This window comes from Pseudomonas sp. EZ-C24, from assembly GCF_014525325.1.
Taxonomy (GTDB): domain Bacteria; phylum Pseudomonadota; class Gammaproteobacteria; order Pseudomonadales; family Pseudomonadaceae; genus Aquipseudomonas; species Aquipseudomonas shirazensis.
Genome location: NZ_JACDIU010000014.1, coordinates 716,025 through 740,983 on the forward strand (window position 1 = coordinate 716,025; position 24,959 = coordinate 740,983).

17 protein-coding genes and 1 pseudogene are annotated in these 24,959 nt (G+C 61.0%); 5 read left to right on the forward strand and 13 right to left on the reverse strand.

Annotated elements, in window-relative coordinates:
• Positions 1–13: 13 nt before the first annotated feature.
• From IDM28_RS12395 to IDM28_RS12430, 8 genes and pseudogenes are all read right to left on the reverse strand, one after another.
• Positions 14–1,549, reverse strand: a complete 1,536-nt coding sequence (locus tag IDM28_RS12395) for a DHA2 family efflux MFS transporter permease subunit (protein WP_150572569.1) — start codon at positions 1,547–1,549, stop codon at positions 14–16.
• Complete coding sequence (locus IDM28_RS12400; protein WP_103437529.1) at positions 1,546–2,739, reverse strand: HlyD family efflux transporter periplasmic adaptor subunit; 1,194 nt, start codon at positions 2,737–2,739, stop codon at positions 1,546–1,548. The genes IDM28_RS12395 and IDM28_RS12400 overlap by 4 nt, the downstream gene beginning before the upstream one ends.
• Positions 2,740–2,769: 30 nt before the next feature.
• Entirely contained in the window at positions 2,770–3,243 is a 474-nt protein-coding gene (locus IDM28_RS12405; protein WP_101323035.1) for a MarR family winged helix-turn-helix transcriptional regulator, read from the reverse strand.
• A gap of 198 nt (positions 3,244–3,441) precedes the next feature.
• Entirely contained in the window at positions 3,442–5,079 is a 1,638-nt protein-coding gene (pgm, locus tag IDM28_RS12410) for a phosphoglucomutase (alpha-D-glucose-1,6-bisphosphate-dependent) (protein WP_188036086.1), read from the reverse strand.
• A gap of 86 nt (positions 5,080–5,165) precedes the next feature.
• Positions 5,166–7,426 (reverse strand): annotated as a pseudogene (locus IDM28_RS12415) (ATP-dependent DNA helicase).
• Positions 7,423–9,075: a VRR-NUC domain-containing protein gene (locus IDM28_RS12420; protein WP_188036087.1), complete on the reverse strand. Its 1,653-nt coding sequence runs from the start codon at positions 9,073–9,075 to the stop codon at positions 7,423–7,425. Before IDM28_RS12420 ends, IDM28_RS12415 begins: the two are co-directional and overlap by 4 nt.
• Before the next feature lie 25 nt (positions 9,076–9,100).
• Positions 9,101–10,510, reverse strand: a complete 1,410-nt coding sequence (locus IDM28_RS12425) for a hypothetical protein (protein WP_188036088.1) — start codon at positions 10,508–10,510, stop codon at positions 9,101–9,103.
• Positions 10,511–11,020: 510 nt separating this feature from the next.
• Positions 11,021–12,043, reverse strand: coding sequence for a zinc-dependent alcohol dehydrogenase family protein (locus IDM28_RS12430; protein ID WP_101319824.1), 1,023 nt, complete (start codon positions 12,041–12,043; stop codon positions 11,021–11,023).
• 212 nt (positions 12,044–12,255) lie between these two features.
• On the opposite strand from IDM28_RS12430, the gene IDM28_RS12435 reads away from it, so the two are divergent.
• The 5 genes from IDM28_RS12435 (at position 12,256) to IDM28_RS12455 (ending at position 19,370) form a co-directional block, all read left to right on the forward strand.
• A complete protein-coding gene (locus tag IDM28_RS12435; RefSeq protein WP_101319826.1) occupies positions 12,256–13,170 on the forward strand; it encodes a LysR family transcriptional regulator in 915 nt (304 codons plus the stop codon).
• A 1,821-nt stretch (positions 13,171–14,991) separates the two neighbouring features.
• On the forward strand, positions 14,992–15,645 hold the full coding sequence (locus IDM28_RS24235; RefSeq protein WP_410524672.1) for a methyl-accepting chemotaxis protein: 654 nt from the start codon (positions 14,992–14,994) through the stop codon (positions 15,643–15,645).
• Between the two features lie 394 nt (positions 15,646–16,039).
• Positions 16,040–18,163, forward strand: coding sequence for a TonB-dependent siderophore receptor (locus tag IDM28_RS12445; RefSeq protein WP_188036374.1), 2,124 nt, complete (start codon positions 16,040–16,042; stop codon positions 18,161–18,163).
• A gap of 257 nt (positions 18,164–18,420) precedes the next feature.
• The gene (locus tag IDM28_RS12450; RefSeq protein WP_188036090.1) at positions 18,421–19,014 is read left to right on the forward strand and encodes a GNAT family N-acetyltransferase; all 594 of its coding nucleotides are present in this window, start codon (positions 18,421–18,423) and stop codon (positions 19,012–19,014) included.
• Entirely contained in the window at positions 19,011–19,370 is a 360-nt protein-coding gene (locus IDM28_RS12455) for a cupin domain-containing protein (RefSeq protein WP_101319833.1), read from the forward strand. The genes IDM28_RS12450 and IDM28_RS12455 overlap by 4 nt, the downstream gene beginning before the upstream one ends.
• A gap of 93 nt (positions 19,371–19,463) precedes the next feature.
• Here the strand turns inward: IDM28_RS12455 and IDM28_RS12460 are convergent, their stop codons facing one another.
• The 5 genes from IDM28_RS12460 to IDM28_RS12480 form a co-directional block, all read right to left on the reverse strand.
• The gene (locus tag IDM28_RS12460) at positions 19,464–21,875 is read right to left on the reverse strand and encodes a TonB-dependent receptor (protein ID WP_188036091.1); all 2,412 of its coding nucleotides are present in this window, start codon (positions 21,873–21,875) and stop codon (positions 19,464–19,466) included.
• An 85-nt stretch (positions 21,876–21,960) separates the two neighbouring features.
• Positions 21,961–22,908 carry a FecR domain-containing protein gene (locus IDM28_RS12465; protein ID WP_188036092.1) on the reverse strand — a complete coding sequence of 316 codons (948 nt, stop codon included), beginning with the start codon at positions 22,906–22,908 and terminating at the stop codon, positions 21,961–21,963.
• Positions 22,908–23,417: a sigma-70 family RNA polymerase sigma factor gene (locus IDM28_RS12470; protein WP_188036093.1), complete on the reverse strand. Its 510-nt coding sequence runs from the start codon at positions 23,415–23,417 to the stop codon at positions 22,908–22,910. The genes IDM28_RS12465 and IDM28_RS12470 overlap by 1 nt, the downstream gene beginning before the upstream one ends.
• A 173-nt stretch (positions 23,418–23,590) precedes the next feature.
• The gene (locus tag IDM28_RS12475; protein ID WP_188036094.1) at positions 23,591–24,688 is read right to left on the reverse strand and encodes a catalase family protein; all 1,098 of its coding nucleotides are present in this window, start codon (positions 24,686–24,688) and stop codon (positions 23,591–23,593) included.
• A 57-nt stretch (positions 24,689–24,745) separates the two neighbouring features.
• Positions 24,746–24,919 (reverse strand): hypothetical protein, encoded by a 174-nt coding sequence (locus IDM28_RS12480; RefSeq protein ID WP_188036387.1) that lies wholly within the window; start codon positions 24,917–24,919, stop codon positions 24,746–24,748.
• Positions 24,920–24,959 lie beyond the last annotated feature (40 nt).

The following is a 24,959-nucleotide window of genomic DNA, read 5'->3' on the forward strand; positions in this document are numbered from 1 at the left end:
CCTGAGTTGACAACTAATGTCCCGCTGAGGCCGGCCCGGCCTTGGCCGTAAACGGCGGCTTGGCAAACCATACCAACAGGATCAGGCCGGCGAATACCCAGGTCATCAGGGTGAAGTAGTCCACCGTCGACATCATGTAGGCCTGGCTGTTGACGATCTGCTCAAGCTGCGCGTAGCTCTGCGGGCTGGCACCCCCCAGTTGCTCAAGCGTATGCCGAGTGGCGGGATCGTACTGGCTGATGTGCTCGCTCAAATAGGCGTGATGCTGATCGGCCCGGCGAATCCAGATCCAGGTTGTCAGCGATGCCGCAAAGCTGCCGCCCAGGGTCCGCAGGAATGTCGCCAGGCCTGAGCCATCGGCGATCTGCTGCGGTGGCAGGTCAGACAGCAGAATGCTCAAGGTCGGCATGAAGAACAGCGCCACGCCGATGCCCATGAACAGCTGCACCAGGGCAATGTGCTGGAAGTCCACCTCGCTGGTGAAGCCGGCGCGCATGTAACAGCTGGCGCCGATCGCGAGAAATGCCAGGCCGGCCAGCACCCGCAGGTCGAAGCGGTGCGCATACTTGCCCACGAAAGGCGACATGATCACCGGCAGCAAGCCAATCGGCGCCACGGCCAACCCGGCCCAGGTGGCGGTATAGCCCATCTGCGTCTGCAGCCATTGCGGCAGGATCAGGTTGATGCCGAAAAAGCCTGCGTAGCCGCCAACCAGCACGATTGTGCCGACGCGAAAGTTGCGATGGGCAAACAGCCGCAGGTTCACCACCGGGTGGCGGTCGGTAAGCTCCCAGATGATGAAGATGGCCAGGAACACCACCGAGATCAGGCTGCCCATGATGATGAACGACGACTCGAACCAGTCCAGGTCGTTACCCTTGTCGAGCACTACCTGCAACGCTCCCACCCCAATGATCAAGGTGATCAAACCGATGTAGTCCATCGGTTGCCGGCTGGTCACGACCGGTCGCGTGCGCATCTGCTGGCGCACCACGGCAGCGGCGAACAGGCCAATTGGAACGTTGATGAAGAAAATCCACGGCCAGCTGTAGCTGTCAGTAATCCAGCCGCCCAGGATCGGCCCGGCAATCGGTGCAACAACCGTCACCATCGCCAGCAGCGCCAGCGCCATCCCCCGCTTGGCCGGTGGATACACTGCAATCAGCAAGGTCTGCGTCATCGGGTATAGCGGCCCGGCGACCACCCCCTGCAGCACGCGAAAGCCAACCAGCTCAGGCATCGACTGGGCGATCCCGCACAGAAATGACGCCATCACGAACAACAGCGTCGCCCAGATGAACAGCTTGACCTCACCAAAACGCCGGCTTAGCCAGCCGGTCAGCGGCAAGGCAATCGCGTTGCTCACCGCAAACGAGGTGATCACCCAGGTGCCCTGCTCGTAACTGACACCGAGGTTGCCGGAAATGGTCGGCAAGGCGACGTTGGCGATGGTGGTATCGAGTACCTGCATGAACGTCGCCAGCGACAGACCAATGGTGGTCAGCAGCAGGCTTGGCGGAGTGAACTGCGCAGCGCCGTTGTTGTTCATCGCTGCGCCGTCTTGCCTGCGGCGCTGTTGTCATGAATCAAGCGCGCGATCAGCCGGTCAGCGTCGACCAGTTGGCGCTCATACACCTGGGTGCTGTAGCTGGCTTGTTGCGGAGGCTGTTGCGCCAGGGTCGGGCCGGTCTGATCGTGCAGGTCGACTTCAACCACCGTCGACAAGCCGATGCGCAGCGGATGATCGCGCAGCTGCTCGGGGTTAAGGTGCACACGCACTGGCACCCGCTGGACGATCTTGATCCAGTTGCCGGTGGCATTTTGCGCAGGCAGCAAGGCAAACGCGCTGCCGGTACCGGCGCCGAGACTGTCGATGGTGCCGGTGTACTTGATGTCGCTGCCATACAGATCGGCGCTGATCTCTACCGGCTGGCCGATGCGCATATTGCGCAGCTGGGTTTCCTTGAAGTTGGCGTCGATCCACACCTCATCCAGCGGGATCACGGCCATGGTCGCAGTGCCCGGTTGCAAGCGCTGGCCCAACTGCACGGTGCGTTTGGCAACATAGCCTGTAACGGGTGCAACCAAGGTAGTGCGAGCGTTATCCAGATACGCTTGGCGTACATCGGCAGCGGCAGCCATCACCTCCGGGTGCGAGGCCAACAGCGTGTCGTCAACCAGCGCAGTACTGGTGTTCAGCTGCTGCTGGGCGCTGTCCAAGGCACTTTGCGCGGAACTCAGGTCATCCTGGGCATGGGAGATCTCTTCGCGGGAGATCGCCCCGCTGTCGGCCAGGACCTTGCGCCGGTTGTAGTTATCGCGGGCTTTCTTCAATTCCGCAGCGCGGCTTTGCATCTGTGCCTTGAGCGAGTCGACGTTACTGTACAAGCCGCGGACCTGGCGCACGGTACGCGCCAGCTTTGCCTCGGATGACTGCAAGGCAACCTCGCTGTCGGCGGGATCGAATTGCAGCAAGACCTGGCCGGCCTGCACCAGATCGCCATCGTCGGCGCCGATACTGGTAACCGTGCCGGTCACCAGCGGGGTGATTTCCACCACGTTGCCGTTGACGTAGGCGTCATCGGTGCTCTCGTGCCAGCGCCCGACCAGGCTGTACCAGGCCCAGGCAGCAGCGCCACCGAGTATCACCAGCAAGAGCACGGCCAGCAGCCAGGTCTTGCGCTTGCGCGAATTTTCGGGAGCCGGGGAAGATTGGGTTGTGTCCGCAGGAGTGGCCATGACAGTACCTTGGAGAATTCGTAACAGGGATCAACGATCGCCGAAGCGGCGGATCGTCAGAGGGTCGCCGGCATTGAGCAGGACCTTGGCCAACAGGCCTTCGAGGGTCTGCAATTCTTCAGGCTGGAGCACGCCGACCAGTTCGTTCATTGCCGCTGCGCCTACTTCGGGCACGCGATCTGCCAGGCGCTGACCGTCGGCGGTCAGGGCCAGGCGCACCTGACGGCGGTCGTCCGGGCAGCGATTGCGCAGGATCAGCCCTTTGTGTTCGAGGCGGTCGAGCATGCGCGTCATCGAGCCGCTGTCCAGGCCCAGGTAGCGACACAGCTCGGCCGGGGTGTCGACCTGGTACTGAGTGACGATGATCAGCACCTTGAATTGCGCGGCCGTAACCCCTTCGCCCTCGAGATGCGCGTCAAGAATGCGGTCCTTGAGCAGCGCCGCTCGGCCCAGCAGCATGCCGATCGTGCAGGTCTGGAAGTTTTCAGGACTGAAATGCGACATCGGCTTGCGGCCCAGCTCAGACAAATGTGTGTGCAAATATTACTGCTTAGGCAGTGAATGTCAAAGCCTTGATTAGGTGGCTATGTAAATTGCCGATAATTGGCCGCAATGCCATAACTCTGAAGGCCGCAAGGCTCGCCCACAAAAAAGGGGCACAAGGCCCCTTCTCTGCTTTCGATATTCAACTCAGCTCGCTGGTCAGGCGATAGCTGCATCCACCAGCACCTGAGCCTCCTTGACCAGGCGCTGCAAGTGCGCCTCGTCGATAAAGCTCTCGGCGTAGATCTTGTAGATGTCTTCGGTGCCCGACGGCCGCGCGGCAAACCAGCCATTGGCCGTCATCACTTTGAGCCCGCCGATCGCCTGAGCGTTACCCGGCGCGTGGCTGAGGATCTGCTCGATTGGCTCGCCCGCCAGTTCAGTCGACGTCACCTGCTCGGGCGCCAGCTTGCTCAGCAGGGCTTTCTGCCGTGGATCGGCCTTGGCCTCGACTCGGGTTGCGTAGGGCTTGCCCAGCTTCGCAGTGAGGTCGGCATAGATCTGGCTCGGGTTACGTCCGGTGCGGGCAGTCATCTCCGCGGCAAGCAAGGCTGGAATAAGCCCGTCCTTGTCCGTGGCCCAGACCGATCCGTCGCGACGCAGGAACGAGGCGCCGGCACTTTCTTCGCCGCCAAAGCCTAGCGAGCCGTCGAACAGACCCGCAGCAAAGTACTTGAAACCGACTGGCACTTCGTAAAGGGTGCGGCCAAGCGCTGCAGTCACGCGGTCAATCAAACCACTGCTGACCACGGTTTTGCCCACTGCAGCATCGCTGCGCCATTGCGGGCGGTTGCGGAACAGGTAGTCGATGGTCACGGCCAGGTAGTTGTTGGGTTGCAACAGGCCCTCGGCGGTGACGATGCCGTGGCGGTCGTGATCAGGATCGCAGGCAAAGGCCACATCGAAGCGGTCGCGCAGGCCGATCAGGCCCTGCATGGCGTAAGGCGAGGACGGGTCCATGCGGATCTGCCCGTCCCAGTCGACGCACATGAAGCGGAAGGTCGGGTCGACCTCGGTGTTGACCACTTCCAGGTTCAATTGGTAGTGGTCGGCAATCGCCTGCCAGTAACGTACCCCGGCACCGCCCAGCGGATCGACGCCCAGACGCAGGTTGGCCGAGCGGATTACCTCGAAATCGATCACGTTTTCCAGGTCGGCGACGTAATTGCCCAAGTAGTCGTGACGCTGGGTAGTCGGCGCTTGCAGCGCTTGCGCATAGTCCATGCGCTTTACCCCAGCCAGATCTGCGCCAAGCAGTTCGTTGGCCTTGGCCTCGACCCACTTGGTCACGTCGCTGTCGGCCGGCCCGCCATTGGGCGGGTTGTACTTGAAGCCACCGCTCTGCGGTGGATTGTGCGACGGCGTGATGACAATGCCATCTGCCATGCCGCTCTGGCGGCCGCGGTTGTAGCAAAGGATCGCGTGCGACACCGCAGGCGTTGGGGTGTATTCATCGTCCTTGGACAGCATCACCTGCACGCCGTTGGCGGCCAGCACTTCCAGCGCGCTGGCGGCCGCCGGCGCGGACAACGCATGGGTATCGGCACCGATGAACAGCGGCCCGTCGATGCCTTGCTGCTCACGATACAGGCAGATGGCCTGGGTGATCGCCAGCACATGCGCCTCGTTGAAGCTCAACTCCAGCGACGTACCGCGATGCCCCGAGGTGCCGAAGGCCACGCGCTGGGCTGCCACGGACGCATCAGGGCGGCCGGTGTAATAGGCGGTCAACAGGCGGGGAATATCGACCAGCACACTGGCCGGAGCCGGCTTGCCTGCCAAAGGACTGAGCGTCATGCAGAAACCTCGAGTTCAACGAATGTGAGTGTTGGAACACGCAGTGTACTGGGAGTTGCAATGCCGTGCGATGGGGCCTGCGGGGATTATTCGCTAGCTATCTGCCACCATTTGGGAAACATCTGCTGAACGCGTGTTTCAGCGAAGCGCTCGTCGATCAACAGCAACACGCCGCGGTCCTGATCGCCACGAATGACCCGCCCTGCGGCCTGGATTACCTTGCGAACGCCGGGGTACAGATAGGCGTAGTCAAAGCCGGCGCCGAACTGCCGGGCCAAGCGTTGCTTGAACTGCTCATTGATCGGATTGACCTGTGGCAAACCCAGCGTGGCAACAAATGCGCCGATCAAGCGGGTTCCCGGCAGGTCGACGCCCTCTCCGAATGCGCCGCCAAGCACCGCAAAACCAATGCCCTCGCCATCCGGGACAAAGCGCGCCAGAAACGCTTCGCGCGCAGCTTCGTCCATGCCGCTGGCCTGCTCCCAGCGCGGCAACTGCGGATAGCGCTCGGCAAGCAGTGCGGCCACCTGTTGCAGGTACTCGAAGCTGCTGAAAAAGGCCAGATAGTTGCCAGGCTTGCTGCGGTACTGCTCGGCGATCAGCTCGACGATGGGCGCCAGTGACGCCTGCCGTTCGCGGTAACGCGTCGACACCTGGCTGATGATGCGTACCTGCAATTGCTCGGCCTGGAACGGCGCGGCAACATCGAGCCAGGCCGTGTCGGCCGGCATCCCAAGCAGATCGGCATAGTATGCCGAGGGCTGAGCGTGGCAGAAAACAACGTGACACTGCGCGCAGCGCTCATGCGCGGCCCAAGCAGGCGGGCCGGGACCACATTACGCAGGCATAGCGTGCTCAGGCGTCTGTTACGCGGGCCATTACGCACGCTGACATCAAACAGAAAGTGCTCGTCGAACAGCTCGGCAATGCGCGTGAACTGCAGGGCCTGGAAAAAAAACTGCAGCAGCAGCGGATCAATGCCCAGCGGCGATTGGTTGAGCTGCTCCTGGATCAAGCCAACACATTGCTGCAACGCCCCGATAAAGGCTTCTGGCAGGCGCTCGCCGGCTTGATACGGTACACGCTGGTCTTTATGCAGGGCATTCCATTGGCGGTTGAGCCGATCCAGCGCGCTGCTCAGCCCTTGCGGTTTGCTTTGCCGAAGCGTCAGCAACTGGCCCTGATCGAAACTGGCGCTGTACATCGCCCGACCACGCTCGATCAGGTTGTGTGCTTCGTCCACCAGCACTGCCACGCGCCACTGATTGAGCTGCGCGAGGCCAAACAGTAATGCGTGGGCATCAAAGTAATAGTTGTAGTCCGCCACGACCACGTCAGCCCAGCGCGCCATCTCCTGACCCAGATAATAAGGGCACACCTGATGCGCCAACGCGACCTCGCGCAACGCTTCGCGATCCAGCAGCGGCACAGCGCCAGCGGCCTCGCGGGCAGCCGGCAGGCGATCGTAAAAGCCTTTGGCCAGTGGGCACGACTCGCCATGGCAGGCGTTGCCTGGATATTCACAGGCCTTGTCCCGAGCGATCAGCTCAAGGCTGCGCAGAGCCGGCTGCGGGCTGGCGGCGGTGAGCTGGCGCAGGGCATCCAGGGCCAGTGCCCGCCCCGGGGTCTTGGCGGTCAGGAAGAACACTTTGTCGAGCTGCTGCGGCACCACCGCCTTGAGTAATGGAAACAACGTGCCGAGTGTCTTGCCGATGCCGGTACTGGCCTGAGCCATCAGACAGCGACCGGTGCTGACGGCCTTGTACAGTGTCTCGGCCAACTGGCGCTGGCCCTGGCGAAACTGCGGGTAGGGGAAACTCATTGCCTGCAAGCCCTGGTCACGCGCTTGCAAACGTTGCTCCTGTGCCTGGGCCCAGGCAAGAAAGCGTTGGCATTGAACCTCGAAAAACAGCTGCAGATCTGCTGCGCTGTAGTGCTCGCTGATCAGCGTTTGGCGGTCGCTGTCGACATCCAGATATACCAGCGCTACGTCGATGCTGGGCAACTGCCGCGCCTGGCACAGCAACCAGGCGTAGACCTTGGCCTGCGCCCAATGCAACTGGCGATGGTTGGCTGGCTGGCGCGCCAGATCACCGCGGTGGGTCTTGATTTCTTCGAGGCGGTTGCGCGCCGGATCATAACCATCGGCGCGGCCACGTACCTGCAGGCTGAGGTATTGGCCCTGCAGGCTGACTTCAGCTTCATAACCCACCTCGCGGCGTGCCACTACCCGGCGATGGCCGGCGATGCCCTCCTGCGCAGTGGGTGATGGGGTAAAGCGCAGGTCGAGGTCGCCGACCTTGGCGCTGAATTCGCACAAGGCGCGCACGGCGACGGTATAACTCATGCCTGGGCAGCCGCCCAACGCACATGGCAGACGGTAACCGGCAGGCCGTGTTCGCGGCAGAATTCGATCCAGCGCAGCTGATTGTCCTGGAGCCGATCGCCCGGTCCTTTGACCTCGATCATGCGATAGCTGCCCTGCTCCGGCCAGAACTGAATCAGGTCAGGCATGCCTGTGCGGTTGTTGCGGATGTCCTGCAGCAAGCGCAGGAAGCACTGTTTCAGATGCATTGCCGGCAGGCAGCTCAGGGCCAGTTCAAGCAGCTCCGTGGGCAGCATCGACCAGAACACGAACGGCGACTGCAGGCCATATTTGGCCTGATAACACGCGCGGATCAACTCGCCATGGCTGGCATCATCGAGCCGCCCCAGGCAGCTGTCGAACAGCGCGCTGCGGCGCTCGCGAAAGTCAGCGTCATGCAAGTCCTGCGGCGCGCTCTGAAACGGGTGAAAAAACGCCCCGGTCACGGGCGCGAAGATCGGCTCCCAGCACAGCAGCCCGAACAAGCTGTTGAACAAGGTGTTCTCGACGTAGTGCACCGAGCCACCCTCCTGTGCCAGGTGCTCCTGCACGGCCCGCTCGACACCCAGCGCAGCCATCTCGGCGGGCAGTTCGAGTTCGAGGAGGGTAACCGCACCAACCCGCCGCCGCGGCGTCGGTGGCCCGCCGAGCTTGCGTGCCAGGCGCGGCAGCATGCGCGCCAGGGCCTGTGTTTCGAGCGGGTTGGCAGGCGCACTGGCCATCTGCTCAGCAAGCCTGTACGCCTTGCTCCACTGCTCGCTGCGCTCGTGTACACGCACCTGGCGAATACGTGCCTCAGGGTGCAGGCTCTGCTCGTAGACCGCCAATGCCAGCTGCCATTCGGCCAGGCGTTCGCAATGCTGACCAACACTGAACAACAACCGCGAGCGCCGCCGCGCCAGCCAGGGGTTGTCACTGTGCAGGCCGTCGAGTTCCGCCAGCAAGGTTGCCGGCGCCTCGCCCTGCTCCAGGCGCTCGGCGCAGTGATGTAGGGCCATGGCCAGGTCGACTTCGGCACGTTTGCGCAGGGCGCGCGAGTCATCACTGAAAGGGACTTTTTCAAAGCGCAGCACGCCGGTATCGGCGAGCACGAAGTCTGACCAATCCTGGTAGAGGTTGCCAAAAAACAGCAGGCGCAACCGATCACACAGGGGCTGCAATCGCCAGTGGATGACCTTCACATCAAAGCCGGCGAACCATTGGGCCAGCGGCCTTGGCTCCAGCTGCAGGGCTTGCAGTTGCAGCAGCAGATCAGCCTTGGCTGCCCGTGGCCTGACCAACTGCGCGGCAAAGCACGCTGCCAGTTCGTCTTTGCGCAGCAAGGCAAACAACTGCTCGATCGTCAGTGGCGCGCGCTCGCAGATCCAGCCCAGCTCTCCCAGCGGTCGCAGGGCTGAGTGGGCATCACCAATCTCGGCATAGGTCAGCTTGTCAGTGCGAAACAGCTCACCTTTGCGCATCACCATACGTACCAGCAGCGCTTGGGCGGGCTGCGGCAGGCGCTCGAACGCAATCAGAAAAGCCTGCTCGGACTCATCGAGCAGATCGTGGTAACGCTGGGCGACCCACCCCAGCACCTGGCGAAAATTATGCAGGTAGTAGAGCGGGTCTTCGACGGAATGGGCAATCACGATACGGGTCAGCCAGCGGGGACAGCTACTGGTTATACATACAGACAGCTGATCCTGGCAAGCACTCCGGATCAGTGGTCGTCAGCTCATCGGCACTGCGCAGCAAGCACAGGGCCATGTCGCGTCGGGCCAGGTACTCCAGCATGCGCCTGGCGGGCTGCCCCACCTGCCGCCCATATACCGCACGCAACTGCACCAGGCTCAAGCCGCTTGCCTCGACCAGCCAATGCAGGACGCCATCGGGGCATGTTTTGCCCAGCAGGGCCCGATGCAGGTAGGGCATGGCCACCAGCATCCCCGGGTGATAGCACTCGATAAAGCTCACCAGGCCAGCACCGTGACCGGCAAATGGGGCATGCAGCAAACAGATCAACTGCTTCTCGGTCAGTTCCAGCACCTGCATCAGACGCGCTTGCGCCATTTCGTCGGCGGCCTGTTCTGTGCGTGGTTTAAGGCCCAGCCGCAGGTTTGCGCCCTTGACCCGACGCTGGACAATGCGCTCGCGCAACTGGCGAAGCTGGATCAAGGCATCCACCTCAAAGCACACTGCCAGCGGTGGCAAACACTCAGCCGCGACGAGGGGCGCTTTCAACAGCCGCTCGAACTCAAGGTCTGCCGGCTTTTGATCGAGCAGGTCGCCAACTGCGATCACCTGCAAGGACGCACCATCGCTGCTATCGGTTGGCGCAAGCGCAGCTTGCGACGGCGTAGCGACAACGTCATGCAGCCAGGCCAGCGCCTTGATCAGGTAGGCGATATCCAGCGAGAGCGGGTGCAAGCCGGGCTCGTCAGCCAGGCGCAAACAACGCCGGCACCACGCCAGGTAGCGGTAGCGCTGGCGGGGCGGCAGCATGGTGATCAGTGCCAGTACGCCTTGCGCATCGCTCAGCACCTGGTTACACGCGCTGGCCATCTGCAAATGCAGGCGGCTGCCAAACAACGCCTCCGCCGCGCCGCCATTGAGATGACCAAACAGCAATATCGCATCGCGGGTCGGTATCCAGTCCGCGTGCTGTGTTTGCGGCCTGCGGCTGAAGGGCACCAGGTGCTGGCCCTGGATCATCAGCAACTCCACGCGCGGATCGTCCTGCAGAAACAAGGTGCTGAAACACCGCTCGTGATAGTCCAACACGGCCTCGCTGGCCGCCGGCAGCGAGGCAACCAGCACTTTCAGCCTGAACGTCTGCGGCGCACGCTGGGCGATGGTCAGCTGAGCTGCGCGCAGCGTGCTCAGCAACAAAGCGCTGTCACGGTCTGCGCCGTGAATCACCAGCAGTTGAAACTGGCCAAGACAGTCAACCCCTCCCGCTGCGACCATCAGCCGTTGAATCAGCAGCTGCATCGAAGCGCGCAGTGCTTGCGACATATGCCCCATCAAGTGATCAAGCACTTGCGTGTAGACATATTCCAACGCTTGTTCATGGATATTGCTCATGACGGCACTCCCTGTTTCAGACCACTCATCCTCGAACTACCAAGTATGGGCAATCTCAATATGTCGATAAACTTTTGGGAAATTTCCCACAAGCAATTGCGAAACCATGATTTAGTTGCTGAGCTACACACCTTCTAGACACACGTGCTCGCTCGCCCCTCTTCCGGACCAGCACCTGAGCGCCTGCGACTGCGGCGAGTCCTGTGAGCCTTGCAAGCTGATGAGTTCGTCCTGGGCGATTAACGCCACAGTTCTGGGAATAAACGCTTCATCCAAGAATTAACGAGAAAACCATCAGCAAGCAAGCACAACAATCAAGCAGCTCAATCGTAAATTAGACGGAGAAGTTTCAGCGACAGGGTAAGCTGTAGGATATTTACTTAAAGCGTGTAGGATTTATCCGAAGTAACGCTTTGATACGGAATTAGCCGCAATCAACAACGAAAAAGGGCCGCAATGCGGCCCTCTCAAAGGTGGGACTGATTACCGCCAGCCTGGCGGCAGCAGGTTTCAAACCTGGCCCATGTCCAGTACCACCCGGCCACCGCATGGGCACTCGTCCATGTAGCGATGAGCCTCGACCACCTGGCTGAACGGATACACCTTGATGATCTGCGGCGTCAGCAACTGGTCAGCCGTGAACTGGTTGATATCGCGTAGCGCGCGCTGCAAGGCGACCTGGTCCTGGCTGATACCCAGCTCCGGCTTGCCGATGAAGTTGCCGATGCAGTGCACGTAGAACTGGATGTTCTTCTGAAACGCCGCGCACGCTGGGAACGGCGTCTGGTTGCCACCTTGCAGGCCATACAGCACCAGGCTGCCACGCGGCGCCAGAACATCGCCCAACAGCGACATCTGCGGCCCACCCAGGCCGTCGAGGACCATGTCCACGCCGCGCCCATCGGTGTACTTGCCGATCTGCATGAGCAGATCCTGCTCCTCGGTGACGATGACCTTGTCAGCGCCCAGGCCCAAGAGGTATTCGCGCTGTTCCGGGTCCTTGGTTGCAGCAAACACCTTCAAGCCCAGCGCCTTGCCCAACTGGACAAATGCCGGCCCGGCGCAGTGGCTGGCATCAGTGACCAGCGCGGTCTGGCCGGCCTTGGCCCGCGCCAGATCAACATAGGCGAAGTAGGCGATCAGCAGCGGCGTGTAATGCACGCTCGCTTCGACCGGAGAGAGAATATCCGGGTAGCGGGTGATCGCCGTGCGCGGCAAGACGATAACGTCACCGTACACCGGATGATCATTGGCGCTGGTGGCCGGGAAGCTCGCTACCCGATCACCAACAGCTATATCGTCGACGCCAGCGCCTACTGCGGTGACCACGCCGGCCATTTCCTGGCCGATGCCGGCTGGCAAGCGCGCCTTGGACGGTGCCAGGTTCTGCCGCCAGAGCACGTCATACCAGCTGACGCCAATCGCTTCGACGCGGATCTGCAGCTCGCCGGCAGCGGGCGACGGCGCGCCCTGCTCCTCGATGCGGAGCACATCGGCGGCGCCGAAGGAGTGGAATCGGATCATGCGGGACATCGCATACCTCGCCTGTGTGAATCTCGTATTACCACGAACTTTATCCGGGCTTTCACCGTTAGACCATCAGTGGCGATTAATAGTCGACATGCCTGTCATTGATTGGGCCCCCTGCAAATTCGCAGATTGGCTCCCGGAAATCGGTGCAGGGTAACAGCCTTTGGCCGTAAGATTCACCCCTGCCCACCTCTGGCGATAGGCTAAGCGCATCGATGAACCGTAACGACCTGCGTCGTGTAGACCTCAACCTGCTGATCGTGTTCGAGACCCTCATGCACGAACGCAGCGTGACCCGCGCCGCCGAGAAGCTGTTCCTCGGCCAGCCCGCGATCAGCGCTGCGCTGTCGCGCCTGCGCAATCTGTTCGACGACCCGTTGTTCGTGCGTACCGGCCGCAGCATGGAGCCTTCGGCGCGTGCTCAGGAAATCTTCGCCCTGCTCTCCCCCGCGCTCGACTCGATCTCCACCGCCGTCAGCCGCGCCGCCGAGTTCGACCCGGCTACCAGCACCTCGGTGTTTCGCATTGGTTTGTCCGACGACGCCGAATTCGCCCTGCTGCCGCAACTGCTCAAACGCATCCGCGCCGAGGCGCCAGGTATCGTGCTGGTGGTGCGCCGAGTCAACTACCTGTTGATGCCGACCCTGCTCGGCTCAGGCGAAATTTCGGTAGGAGTGAGTTACACCAATGACCTCCCGGCCAACGCCAAGCGCAAGGTGCTGCGGCGCAGCAAGCCCAAGCTGCTGCGTGCCGACAGCATGCCCGGCAGCATCACCCTGGACGACTTCTGCGCTCGCCCGCATGCGTTGGTGTCGTTCGCTGGCGACCTGTCCGGGTTCATCGATGAAGCGCTGGATGAGCTTGGCCGCAAGCGCCATGTGGTGCTGGCGGTGCCGCAGTTCAATGGGTTGGGGAGTTTGCTGGGCGGGACCGACATTGTCGCTACGGTGCCTGATTACACCGCCGCAGTGCTGACAGCAGGCGGTGGGTTGCGGGCGGAGGATCTGCCGATTGAGGTGCAGAGCTTTGAGCTGCACATGGCTTGGCGTGGAGCGCAGGATAATGACCCGGCAGAGCGGTGGTTGAGGTCGCGGATACAGATGTTTTTTGGCGATCCGGACAGCTTGTGACTGAAATCCCGGGGGATTCAGGTAGCGTGCGATTTCGATTTTGCAGCACGGTCGTAATCGGTAGCAAATGGAGCACGCTTGCAACAGCCCCCACACACAACCTTTCACTCGCTCATCAACCAGCATTTTTCAGTGCATGCAGAGCTCCTGCGCACCACGTTGAAGCACCCAGGCTCATAGGCTCAAGCGCGCGCAACGCTGCCGACCGCAGACGACCTTACGATTAAGGTAATTGGTAGGGTGCTTACGACCTGGCTTGCTATTTGCTATCAATTTGCCATCCGAGTGTCGCGGTTGGAGAGGCAAATGTCGCTTTCAAGTAAAGTCATGCAGTTATCCTCTAGCGAAAAGAACTGGCTACCCTGGTTCGGCAAAACAGGAAAGATTGCGATGGGGTGGTCATGCCGGCTCAATCGGTCGGCCTATCCTGTGATCGAACAAACCTTTGAAGCCATTGCACAAACCCGCGTGCAGTTGCTACACAACTGGACCCGCGAGCAATGGGAACACCTCGCGGAACTGGCGGAAACGCTCGGTCGGGATATTGCCCATACCGACAGGCGTGCGCTGATGGACAAGCTCAGCCAAGCCGAAGATTTCTCCGAGCTGTTTGTTGTGGGTGTCGACGGCAAGGTCATCACCTCCACCTGGAGCGGACGCGGCAACAATAAGCTTGAGAACACCCGCGCATTGGCCGAAGGATTGAAAGCACCGTTTCTACATGGTCCCTACATCGATCCATTGACGTTGCAGATCGGTCCATCGACTTCACGCTTTCACGATGAAGTCACGTTGATGTTTTATCAGCCATTGATGGCCGAAGGAAAAGTTCTAGGCTGCCTTTGCGGTCGTGTGCCAAACGATGTCTTGGGCGATCTTATACAACGTGAGGCCGGGCACATCTATGCCGAGTCGGGCGACAATTATCTGTTCATGGCGCAATCACGCTTTGATCCTGCGGTCGTGCCGGGAACCGCGTTGTCGCGTTCACGTTTCGAGGACGGCACGTTTACCCACGCAGACAATCTGAAAAGTGGCGTACACACGCCCTACAAGACCGTGCAGATTCAACGGCACACTGAGTTGGAACTGCGCTTCACCGACCCGGCGACCCAAGAGTTGCACCCAGGTGTGCGCGAAACAATCCGCATGGGCTCCAATCTGTTCGTGACGTATCCCGGTTATTCGGACTATCGGCACATCCCGGTGGTGGGCAAGGGAGTTACGTTCCAACTGCCAGGATCACCTGATCGCTGGGGAATGATGTGCGAGGCCGATCTGGAGGAAGTTTACCGTCGACGCTCACTCAGTTATGGCCTGATGAAACCTTATCTCGCAACCATGACAGGGCTCTTTGCCTGCAATTACACGATTCAACATTACAGCGGCCTCACACAGGGCATGATCGATGCCCTGGAGGTTTTGGGCATGGTCTGCGCCGCTGCGTTGTTCAGCCTGTTGGGGCCTAAACGGCTTGCGCAACGGTTGAGCGAGATGACAGGCGTGATCAGGACCATTGCCGAGGGCGAGGGCAACCTTCGTCAGCGTCTGGACACCGCGCGAATGGCCAACGACGAGACCGGCGACATGGGGCGTTGGATCAACAGCTTCATCGATAATCTGGACTCGGTGGTCGGCCAGGTAGTGAAGGCCAGTCGCACCGTCGGCGCCACCAATCAGATGATGCTGGGGCGCAGCCAGGAAGCCGGCATCACCTCGGCCGAGGTGGCCGAAGCGGTGCATTGCATGATGATCATCGTTGAAGAGCAACTGGGTGAAATTCAACAAGCCTCTGCCAGTGCCGAACAAATGAAACAGGCGATGGACGAAGTCGTAACCCGTGCTCGCGAACAGTTTCTCGCGGTGCAGACAGGCACCCAGTCGATTCGGGATGTGGTCGAGCGCTCTTCCGCAAGCGTGCAGTTACTCGACAGCCGCATGACGCAAATCGGCAACATTACCGGGCTGATCAGTGACATCACCAACCAGACGAACCTGCTGGCACTCAATGCTGCCATCGAAGCCGCGCGCGCAGGCGAACATGGGCGAGGTTTTGCCGTGGTTGCCGATGAGGTACGTAGCCTCGCCTCACGTACCTCTCGGGCTGCCGATGATATTCGGCAGATGGTCGAGGGCTTGCAGAATGAAACACAAACCGCCGTCAGCTTCATGAAGGAAGGCGTCAAGGACGTCGATAATAGCTTGCGCCTGGCCGAAGATGCGTCCTCGGAAAACGTGCAGTTGCATCAAGCGGTGGAAAGTATGTTTGCGGTCATTCAGCAGTTGAACAAGCGCAGCCTTGACTATGGCAAGACAATCAAACAGGTCGACCACTCTTCGGCGCAGATGCGTGAGACGGTAGTGGTGTTGCAAGGCAGTGCCGAGACCGTGCGGCTCAATGCCAACAAACTGCAAAAACTGGTGGGGCAGTTTGAAGTGAGCAGCATCAGCAGCGGACAGGTGGCGGCTGCTTGATAACGCCGCAAGGGCGCCAGCAATGCAGCGCACCCCATTGATGTGTCCAGCCATGGCTAATCAGATGATCAACGATCACCACGCCGTGGCCGGCAATCTCTTGTCAGGCATCATCCAAGCTTCGGAGCATGTAAAGGCCATAGCTTGCAGCAACGACTTATCAATAACTATTATCATAGTGCAGGTGCAAATCCTTCTTATTTAGGTGTAAAGTTCGCGCGCTGTTGCTGACTGCCATCGCGCACTGCCGTGAAGGGCCACAGAGCGTCCTCCGCTTCGCGCGAAATATGAGAAGATCAAAGGATGTTCCTTCGCCATGCGCCAGGTTACCCACCCAAGCCCCGAACATTTCGCCCGACGCCCAGCCTGCAGCCTTAGCGCACTGGCACTGACCATGGCCAGCCTCGGCTCAGGCAGCCTGCAGGCCGCTGAGGCCAATCCGGTACCCGCGCCCGTGGAGATTGACGCCACCAATGTTACCGGGCAAAGCCTCGAACGGCCCACCGAGCATGTGCTCGGTTACGTCGCCAAACGCAACATGAGCGCGACCAAGACCGACACGCCGATCATCGAGACGCCGCAGTCGCTGTCGGTAGTCACGAGCGACGAGATCCGTGACCGCCAGGCGGAAACGATGGCCCAGGCGCTGAGCTACACCCCAGGGTTCACGGCCAGCTCGACCGCTTTCAACCGGACTGCTGACCGCTTCCGCATCCGCGGCTTCTCGGTCGAATCCGCCACCGGCGGCTCGCTGCGCGACGGCCTGCGTCTGCAGACCAACTCCTACGACGGCATTCAGGAACCGTACGGCCTGGAGCGCGTCGAGGTCATTCGCGGCGCTGCCTCGGTGCTCTACGGCCAGCTCTCGCCCGGTGGCATGGTAAACGGCGTCAGCAAGCGCCCAACCGAGGCGCCGCTGCATGAGCTGAATCTGCAGGCGGGCTCCAATGACCGCAAGCAGCTCTCCGCCGATTTCAGCGGGCCACTGGCCGGTAGCGACACCCTCAGCTATCGCCTTACCCTGCTCAGCCGCAACAGCGACACCCAGCAGGATCATCTGAACGACGACAGGTTCTACATCGCCCCGGCGCTGACCTGGCGCCCTGACGAAGACACATCGCTTACGCTGCTGTCCTTCTACCAGAAGACCGATACGCGTTTCCCCGCGCCTCTGGCCTATCAGTTGGTCGAAGGTGTGGGCAAAGGTGCTTTCACTATCGGTCGCCACGACTTTATCGGCGAGCCGGACTACGACGACATGAACGGCGAGATGTCGGCCCTGGGTTACGAGTTCAGCCACAACTTCAACGAGCACTTCACGGTCAATCACAAGCTGCGTTATTCCGAGTCCGATGTGAAGTGGAGATACCTGCAAGCGCAGACGTCCGCGGCTGCTATCCGCAATGCCGCCAATACCGGCATCCTTGCACGGCAATACAGCGATCGCCATGAGCGTGCGCGAACCTTGGCCACCGATACCAACATCGTATCCAAGTGGCAGCTCGGCAGCGTCGAGCACACTGCTCTGGTCGGTTTTGACGGCTACGATATCTCTTACGACTCGCATAACTTCCGAGGGGCAGCCCCCAGCCTGGACTTGAGCCGCTACAACTATGGTCAACCCGTAGTGGTCAACAGAAACCCCGCCACAGACCGTGGCTCGCAGCTCGATACCCTGCAAAAAGGTGTCTATTTCCAGGATCAGATCAAGTTCGACGACAAGTGGGTCTTGCAGTTGGGTGGCCGCCACGACTGGGCCGACCAGCAGCAGAAGGCGCACCGCAATGACGCCAAAGCCAGCCAGAGCGACGAGGCCACCACTTGGCGAGCCGGCCTGGTTTACCTGGCGGACAATGGCCTGGCGCCCTACATTAGCTATAGCGAGTCGTTCTTCCCGGTTTCCGTTGCGGAAGTCACTGGCCAGAGATTTGATCCCACCGAAGGCAAACAGTACGAAGTGGGTGTGCGCTATCAGCCCAAGGACAGCAATCTGCTGCTGAGCGCAGCAGTCTATGAGCTGACCCAGACCAATGTACTCAAGCAGGATCCAGCCACCGAAGAGTACCGCCAGACCGGCGAAGTGCGCTCACGCGGCCTGGAGCTGGAAGCCAAGGCGGATATCACCTCGGCACTCAGCATGATCGCTACCTACGCCTATACCGATGCACGCATCACCAAGAGCGCTATTGCCGCCGAAGTGGGTCAACGTACCGACGAGACCCCCTACCACCAGGCAGCCCTGTGGACCAGCTATGACTTCGTCAACTGGGGCATTGCGCAACTGACTGTGGGGGCCGGCGCCCGTTACATGGGTACAACACAGGCCTCGGGCGTCGATTCGGCCACCCCAGCCTATACCCTGTTCGACGCCATGGCACGCTACCGGATCGACGACAACTGGGCCGTGACCGTCAACGCCAACAACCTGACCGACAAGCGTTACGTGCAGTGCAGCTTCACCTCCTGCAGCTACGGTGACGAGCGCACCCTGCTGACCTCGGTGAACTTCACCTGGTGATCTGCAGCGCCGCGCGCTGAGCAAGCAACTTGCTGCGGCGCGCGGCCTTACCTGCCTAATGCAAGGCAGCGCGACCGATCAAGAATAGCCAGGCACAGCGACTCCTCAGATAACCATGAGCATGAGCGCAACGTCGCATGTCGTGCTGACGGTGTTCGCCCAGAGCATGATGGGTAGCGTCCAACTCGCCTACCCTGCCCGCTGCTAAAGGCGCAATCCTTCAAAACTAGCCACCCGAGCCCATGGAAGCACCCCACATGTCTATTAACTTCAGACCCGCTCACGCCTCGGATGCGCACGACATCGCGCGCTTCTTTCAACTGACTTCGGAGGGCATGGCCGATTACATCTGGAGCAAGCTCGGCGCACCAGGGGAAGCGTTGCTGAGTGTCGGTGCGGCACGCTATGCCCGGGAGCAAGGCGACTTCTCCTACAAGAACTGCCTGATGGCCACGTCCGACGGGCGCGTCATCGGCATGATGCATAGCTATGCGTTGCGCGCGAGCCCTGACGCGCCTGCCGAGACCGACCCGGTCCTCGCGCCTTATGCCGACATGGAAATACCCGACACCTTGTACATCTCCAGCCTGGCGCTGGATGAGGCATGGCGCAGCCAGGGGCTGGGCGTCGAGTTTCTCCGCCACGCGCAGCAGCGCGCCGACGACGCTGGGCTGGATGGGCTATGCCTGATCGACTATGCGGAAAACCACGGTGCCCGCCGCTTTTACGAACGTCACGGTTTTCAAATCGTCAAAACCTGCCAGATCGTTGCGCACCCGATGCTGCGCGTGAGCGGTGAAGCCCATTTGATGTATCGCCCTATCCACAACGTGCCCGAGAACAATCAATGAACAAGAGTCTCACCGTATTCCGCGAACTGGATATCCAACCGGTACGCGACCTGCCCTTTTTCGAAGAAGTCCTGGAAGGCACCCCGCACACCCTGACGTCCAAGTACTACCACGATGAACAGCAAGGTCGCATTTGCGGGGAATGGCAAGCCAGCATCGGCGCTTGGCGCATCGACTACAAAGTCTGGGAGTTCTGCCACGTCCTGAGCGGCCGCTGCGTCATCGAGCTTGAGGGCTGCGCCCCGGTCACATTGGCCGCTGGCGACACGTTCATTATCGAACCGGGCGCCAAGGGCAAGTGGACTGTGCTGGAAGACATGAAGAAGAACTTCGTGATTCTGGTGCCGGCGGGCTAGGTTCTGCACGAAGACCAACCTGACCACGACTCGGTCACGGACACCCGCCCGGCGCCACACTCCCGCGCCGGGCCAGCCCTTCAAGCCTATCGATCAAAACCCAACAGTCGCCGAAACCAGATACGTCCGCGGCGTTGACAAGCTCAACCCAGGCTCACTGTCATCCGACGCCCCGGCCGAAACCCAGTAGCGATCATCCAGCACGTTCTCGACGCTGGCTCGCACCGTCACATCCTTGTCCGAAACCTTGAAGGCGTAGCGCGCACCGAGGTCGAAGCGCTCCCAGCCGTCGATTTTCTTGCTGTTGGCCTGATCGAGGAACTGTGAGCTGGAGTGAATGCCGCGCGTGGTCAGGGTCAATCCTTGCAGCGCAGGTACGTCCCATTCGGCACCCAGGCTGACGTTGTATTCAGGCGTGGCCGGGGCGCGGTTGCCGTCGGCAATGCCGCCGACCGTGCCGGTCAGCTCGCTGTCGATGAACATCACGCCACCGAGCAGGCGGACGCCCTCGAGCGGCTCGCCGAACACACTCAGCTCGATGCCCTTGTTTTCACGCTTGCCGTTGGGGCCAAACACGCGCGTGGCAGCGTTGGTTTCGTAGGCAGGTTGCTTGATGCGAAAGGCGCTGGCGGTCAGGCCGAAGGTACCGAGGTCGTACTTTGCGCCTACCTCGATCTGGCGGCTGATGAAGGGCGCGAAGATGTCGTCAGAATTGCGCGAGGTCGAGGGTGCAATCTTGCCCTGGCTCAGGCCTTCCATGTAGCTGGCGTAAAGCGACAACTGCTCGCTGAGCTTGAACACCACACCACCCGACGGCGAAAGCTTTTCCTCGTCGTAGCCGGTAAGGCCTTTCGCGCCATTGCGCCAGTCGTCGACTTTGACCCGCTGCCAGCGTGCGCCCAGAGTCAGCAGCACTCGGTCGTCTAAAAAGCCGAGCGTATCGGCCAGGGCTACGCCGGTGAACCGGTTCTCGGTGTACACCTCGGCATCAGGGCGGGTCGGGGTGCCGGGTGTTGGGATGGCGCCCGGGTTGTACAGGTTGCTGGGGCTTGCGGCGTAGCGTGCGCCGCCGTTGGTGAAGTCCATGTAGAAGTAGCTGGCTGACAGGTTCAGCTCATGGCTGACCGGGCCGGTAGTGAACCAGTTGCGCAGTCCGGCCATTGCAGTGCGCACCGATTCGTCGCGGGTAAAATCGCGCGGCAGCACACTGAAATCGCCGGCGTCATTGCTGACCGGCACGTTGTGGCGCAAAAAGTCGTGGTTGCTCTCGCGCGCGCCGAACGCGGCATAGGCCATCAGCGAATCGCTCAAGTCATATTCGCCGTTCACCGTGCCGAAGGTGTCCTCGGTACGCGCCTTGGTCCAGGCCTGGGCGTAGTTGCGATGTACATCCCTGGCGTCTGGCACCTTGGCGTCGGCACCGATCAGCACTCGCTCCTGCGGGGCGTCGGTGTCGCGCTGGGTGTGGCCGAGGTCGGTCGACAGCCGCAGCCGCTCACCGCGAAAATCCAGGCCCAGCACGGCCATTTCACGGTTGACGCTCTGGTGATCCCAGGTGGTGTCACCGGACTGCTTGACCGCGTTGAAGCGCAAGCCGAACTGATCACCCTCACCAAAGCGTCGGGCGATATCCACGGCGCCGCCCGCCTGGCCGTCCGAGGCGTAGCTGCCGGTAAACTCGGTGAGCGGTCTGTCCCCTGCCCGCTTGGGTACGACGTTGATGCCCCCGCCGACGCTGCCACGCGGCGAAATGCCATTGATCAGTTGGCTGGGGCCTTTGAGGATATCGACGCGGTCGGCCATTTCCATGTCGATGGAATACGTTGGCAATACACCGTACAAGCCGTTGTAGGAAACATCGCTGTTGAACAGGCTCAGGCCACGGATGGTGAACTGCTCGAAGCGGCCACCTGCAGGGTTGGTCGCGCGCACCGAGGGGTCACTGGCGACCAGATCGTTGAGGGTGCGCGCCTGCAGGTTCTTCACCGTCTGGCTGGTGTAGGTGGTCATGCTGAACGGCGTGTCCATGAAGTCACGCGAGCCAAGCAGGCCCTGCGAGTTGCGGCGAGCGACCTGGCCACCGGCGTAGGGCACGCCGTCATCGGCCGCGTGCCCACTGCTGATCGTGGTCGGCGCAATTTCCAGGGTACTGGCATCCTGCGTTACTGGCACCACGGTGTACGCATCAGCGCCTGTCGACTGCAGCCGCAATCCGCTGCCTTGCAGCAATTGGGCGAAGCCTTCCTCGACGCTGTAGCTGCCCGAAAGCCCGGCACTGGAGCGCCCATTGACCAACTCAGGGCTCACCGACAGGCTCACCCCTGATTGCGTGGCAAAACGGGTCAGCGCGACACCCAGGCTACCAGCTGACACTGCGTAACTGCGCCGGTCAACGTCATCGGCCCAACTGACCGGGACGAAAAGTGGTGTAGCACTCAGGCTCAGCACCAGGCTTACGCGCAACAAAGACTCACGGCCTGAACGACCAGGCATCACGATGGACATAGGGGGCAAGCTCTCGTTTTCAGTTCACTTACCTGGAATGACCGGTGAGGCGAAAAAAAGGGACATGGGTTACGCCTGAGTTTTGTTACACATGAGCGTTGAGGGGCAGCAAGGTGACCCAATAGCGGGTGCGTGACTGCACCTCGAGCGGCAGGCTCGCCGCCAGCAGAGACAGCACACGGTCGGTATCGTCGAGGCGAAAGCTGCCGATCACCCGCAGGTTTTCCAGTTCAGGCGCCCAACGCAACAACCCCGGGCGGAAGCGCCGCAGCTCGCGCAGGAAATCGCCCAGCGGCTGGTTCTGGGCAATCAGCACACCCTCGCGCCATCCGGGCAGCGAAGCATCGAAGCGACCGACCTCACCCGCCCCGCCAGGCCGCAACCTGACCTCCTCACCTTCACGCAAGAACAGCGCCGGCCCCTGCAACGGGTGTAATTGGGCTGCACCGCTGGCGACTTTGATCTGGCAGTCGCGGTCATTGAGGCGCACGCACAAATCACTGCGGCCAACCACAACCCGACCGTACGGCAAGTGAATGGTCAGCCCAGCGCTGTCATTCACCCTGAGTGCCATCTCACCGCGCACCAAGGTCAGCTCACGCTTACTCAGGTCGACGTTGACCGCGCTGTCGGTGTTCAACTGCAACAGGCTGCCATCGGCCAGTTGCAGGGTTTTCTGTTCGCCGATGGCGGTGTGCACATCGGCCAGCCAAACCTGCACGGGCACCTGCCGGGCGATCAACCAGGTGGTTGGCAAGACTGCGGCAATACCCAATGCGCGCTTGATTGCGGCACGGCGCGCAAGGTCGGGACGATCCAGTGAAGCCATGGCCAAGGCCGGCGGCAGCGCTTCAAATCGCTGGCGCAGTTGCTGCGCTTTCTGCCAGATGTGTTCATGGTTGGCGCTGCTGTTGCGCCAGTGCTGGAGGCGGATGTGATCTGCTTCGGTGGCCGTGCCTGACTCCAGCAACGCCAACCAGCGCGCCGCTGCGCGGGCAACCTCTTGCATCTCGCTGGTGGGCGCCGTGCGCATCAAAGCTGCACCAGCAAGCAGTGTTCGTAGGCTTGTGCCATATAGCGCTTGACCGTGCGCTCCGACACGTCGAGCCGCTCGGCGATCTCGCGATAGCCCAGGCCGTGCAATTGGCTCCAGAGAAATGCCCGGCGCACCAGCGGTGGCAGGCCATCCAGCAGTTCGTCCAGCGCCTGTAGCGTTTCCAGCAGCAGCCAGCGCTGTTCTGGAGACGGCACGCACTCCTCAGGCAGTTGCGCCAGCGCTTCGAGGTAGGCCGCCTCCAGGCTACGCCGGCTGTAGAAGTTGCTCAGCAGACGCTTGCCCACGGTCAGCAGATAGGCCCGTGGCTCGCGTAACTCCTCGAGCTTTTGCGCGCTGGAGAGTACCCGCAGGAAGGTATCCTGACTCAGATCGGCCGCATCCCAGCTATTGCCGACGCGGTGGCGCAACCAGTTCTCCAGCCAGCTGCGATGCTCGCGGTACAGGACGCTCAGGCGCTGATCGGGTGGCGTAACGGCGTCAACCATGGGTGAGGCTCTGCACTTCAATGAATGGTATTGATTCTATTTAACAATAGAGTCGGTTACCAGATCATTTCCTCCACCGGGTCAGCTACTCAACCAGGGCGGTAAGCCGGATACTCATGCGCTGCTCGCTGGTAGCCCGCACTGATGCAGTGCTACCAGCGCGTACAGCACTTCTAACGGGGTTCGTGAATAGGACAGCCGTTATGGCTACCCCTGAACTCCGACGACATCTCGTAAGAAGGCTTGCGCACTCGCATTACGCCCCCGAGCGGACGATGGGCAGCCAGACCATGCCAAGGACTGAAAGCCATGCCATCGTCGATTTCATGAACCTTGGCGTCATCCCACGAAGGCTGCGCTTCGACCTCCAGTCGAGCGACCGTGAGATACGGGCTGAAATCCTCAGGCCATTCAACCGAAGCGTCCTCGATGGGCATTTTATCCAGATCGGTCGCCAGTTGGACACGGATCTCCCAGACCCCGCCGTGTGTATTGAAGTGCTCGGCAACAGCCGCACGCAGGCCGTCAGGGTTGTCGTCCAGATCTACCTTCAGATCGGTCAATGCCGTCAACTCGGGCGAAACAGGCACTATGGCAAGCTTGGCATAATAAGGACCGTACAGCACCGGCACCACAGTGGTGAAGGTCTCACCGAGGACATGAGTCTGCGGATGGCCGCCGAGGCTCTTTAGTGTGCCGCTCTCCCCGCCCATGGCCTCGACCACCGACTCGACGCCGCGCAAAACCGCTGAAAGCGCTTTCTTCATGCCTGGCGCTCGGTCAGTAGTCTTGGCCAGAAGTTTCAGCGTCTTGAGAAACGCCTTTGGGTCAGCCGCAGTGAAAGCCTTGGCGTTCTGCATCACGAAATCCTGAGTCACCTCGCCCTCACTACCAGGCAAACGAGGTCCATCAACGCCGACAATCTTCAGCGCCAACCCCCTGGGAGTGGACACCTTGTCGTCGAGGATATCGCCGGGGTTGGTCGAGAACCGCAGATAGGCAGAATAACTGCCAGCGCGAGCGAATGCGCCTTGAGCCAAGGCAGGCGGTAAGTCGCCAATTACGACCACACGCCCGCGCAGCAAGCCATGGGCCTTGGCGTGGACACTGCGGTTGGCGTGGCCCTCATCGGCGAAGGTTTTTTCCATGATGTCGTGAAGCGTCTGCGCCAGTTCCTTGCTGGTCTGCGCCTCGTCATCGGGGATCTGCTCGAACGAGGGCTGGAACATGAGCGGCGCAGTGGCGACAGTTACTTTGGATTGATCACTCATCACAATTCTCCGGCCAAGCTCACGGCTGAAACTTGGCATCTTCATAGAGCCAAAAGTTTACTTGCCCAGATCAGCCTTCAACCGCTGCCCAGCATAGGCCTGCGCCTCGGCGGCTTTTTTCACCACTGCAGCGGTGCCGAAAAACTCGTGTGTCACGCCATCGGCGTATCTCTGGTAGGAAGGCGTATTCGTACTGGACTGAGCTGCAGCCAGCAAAAGCTTGTTCTGCATGGTGACCTCCAAGGTTGAGGCGAAAATGTTCGCCTCTACT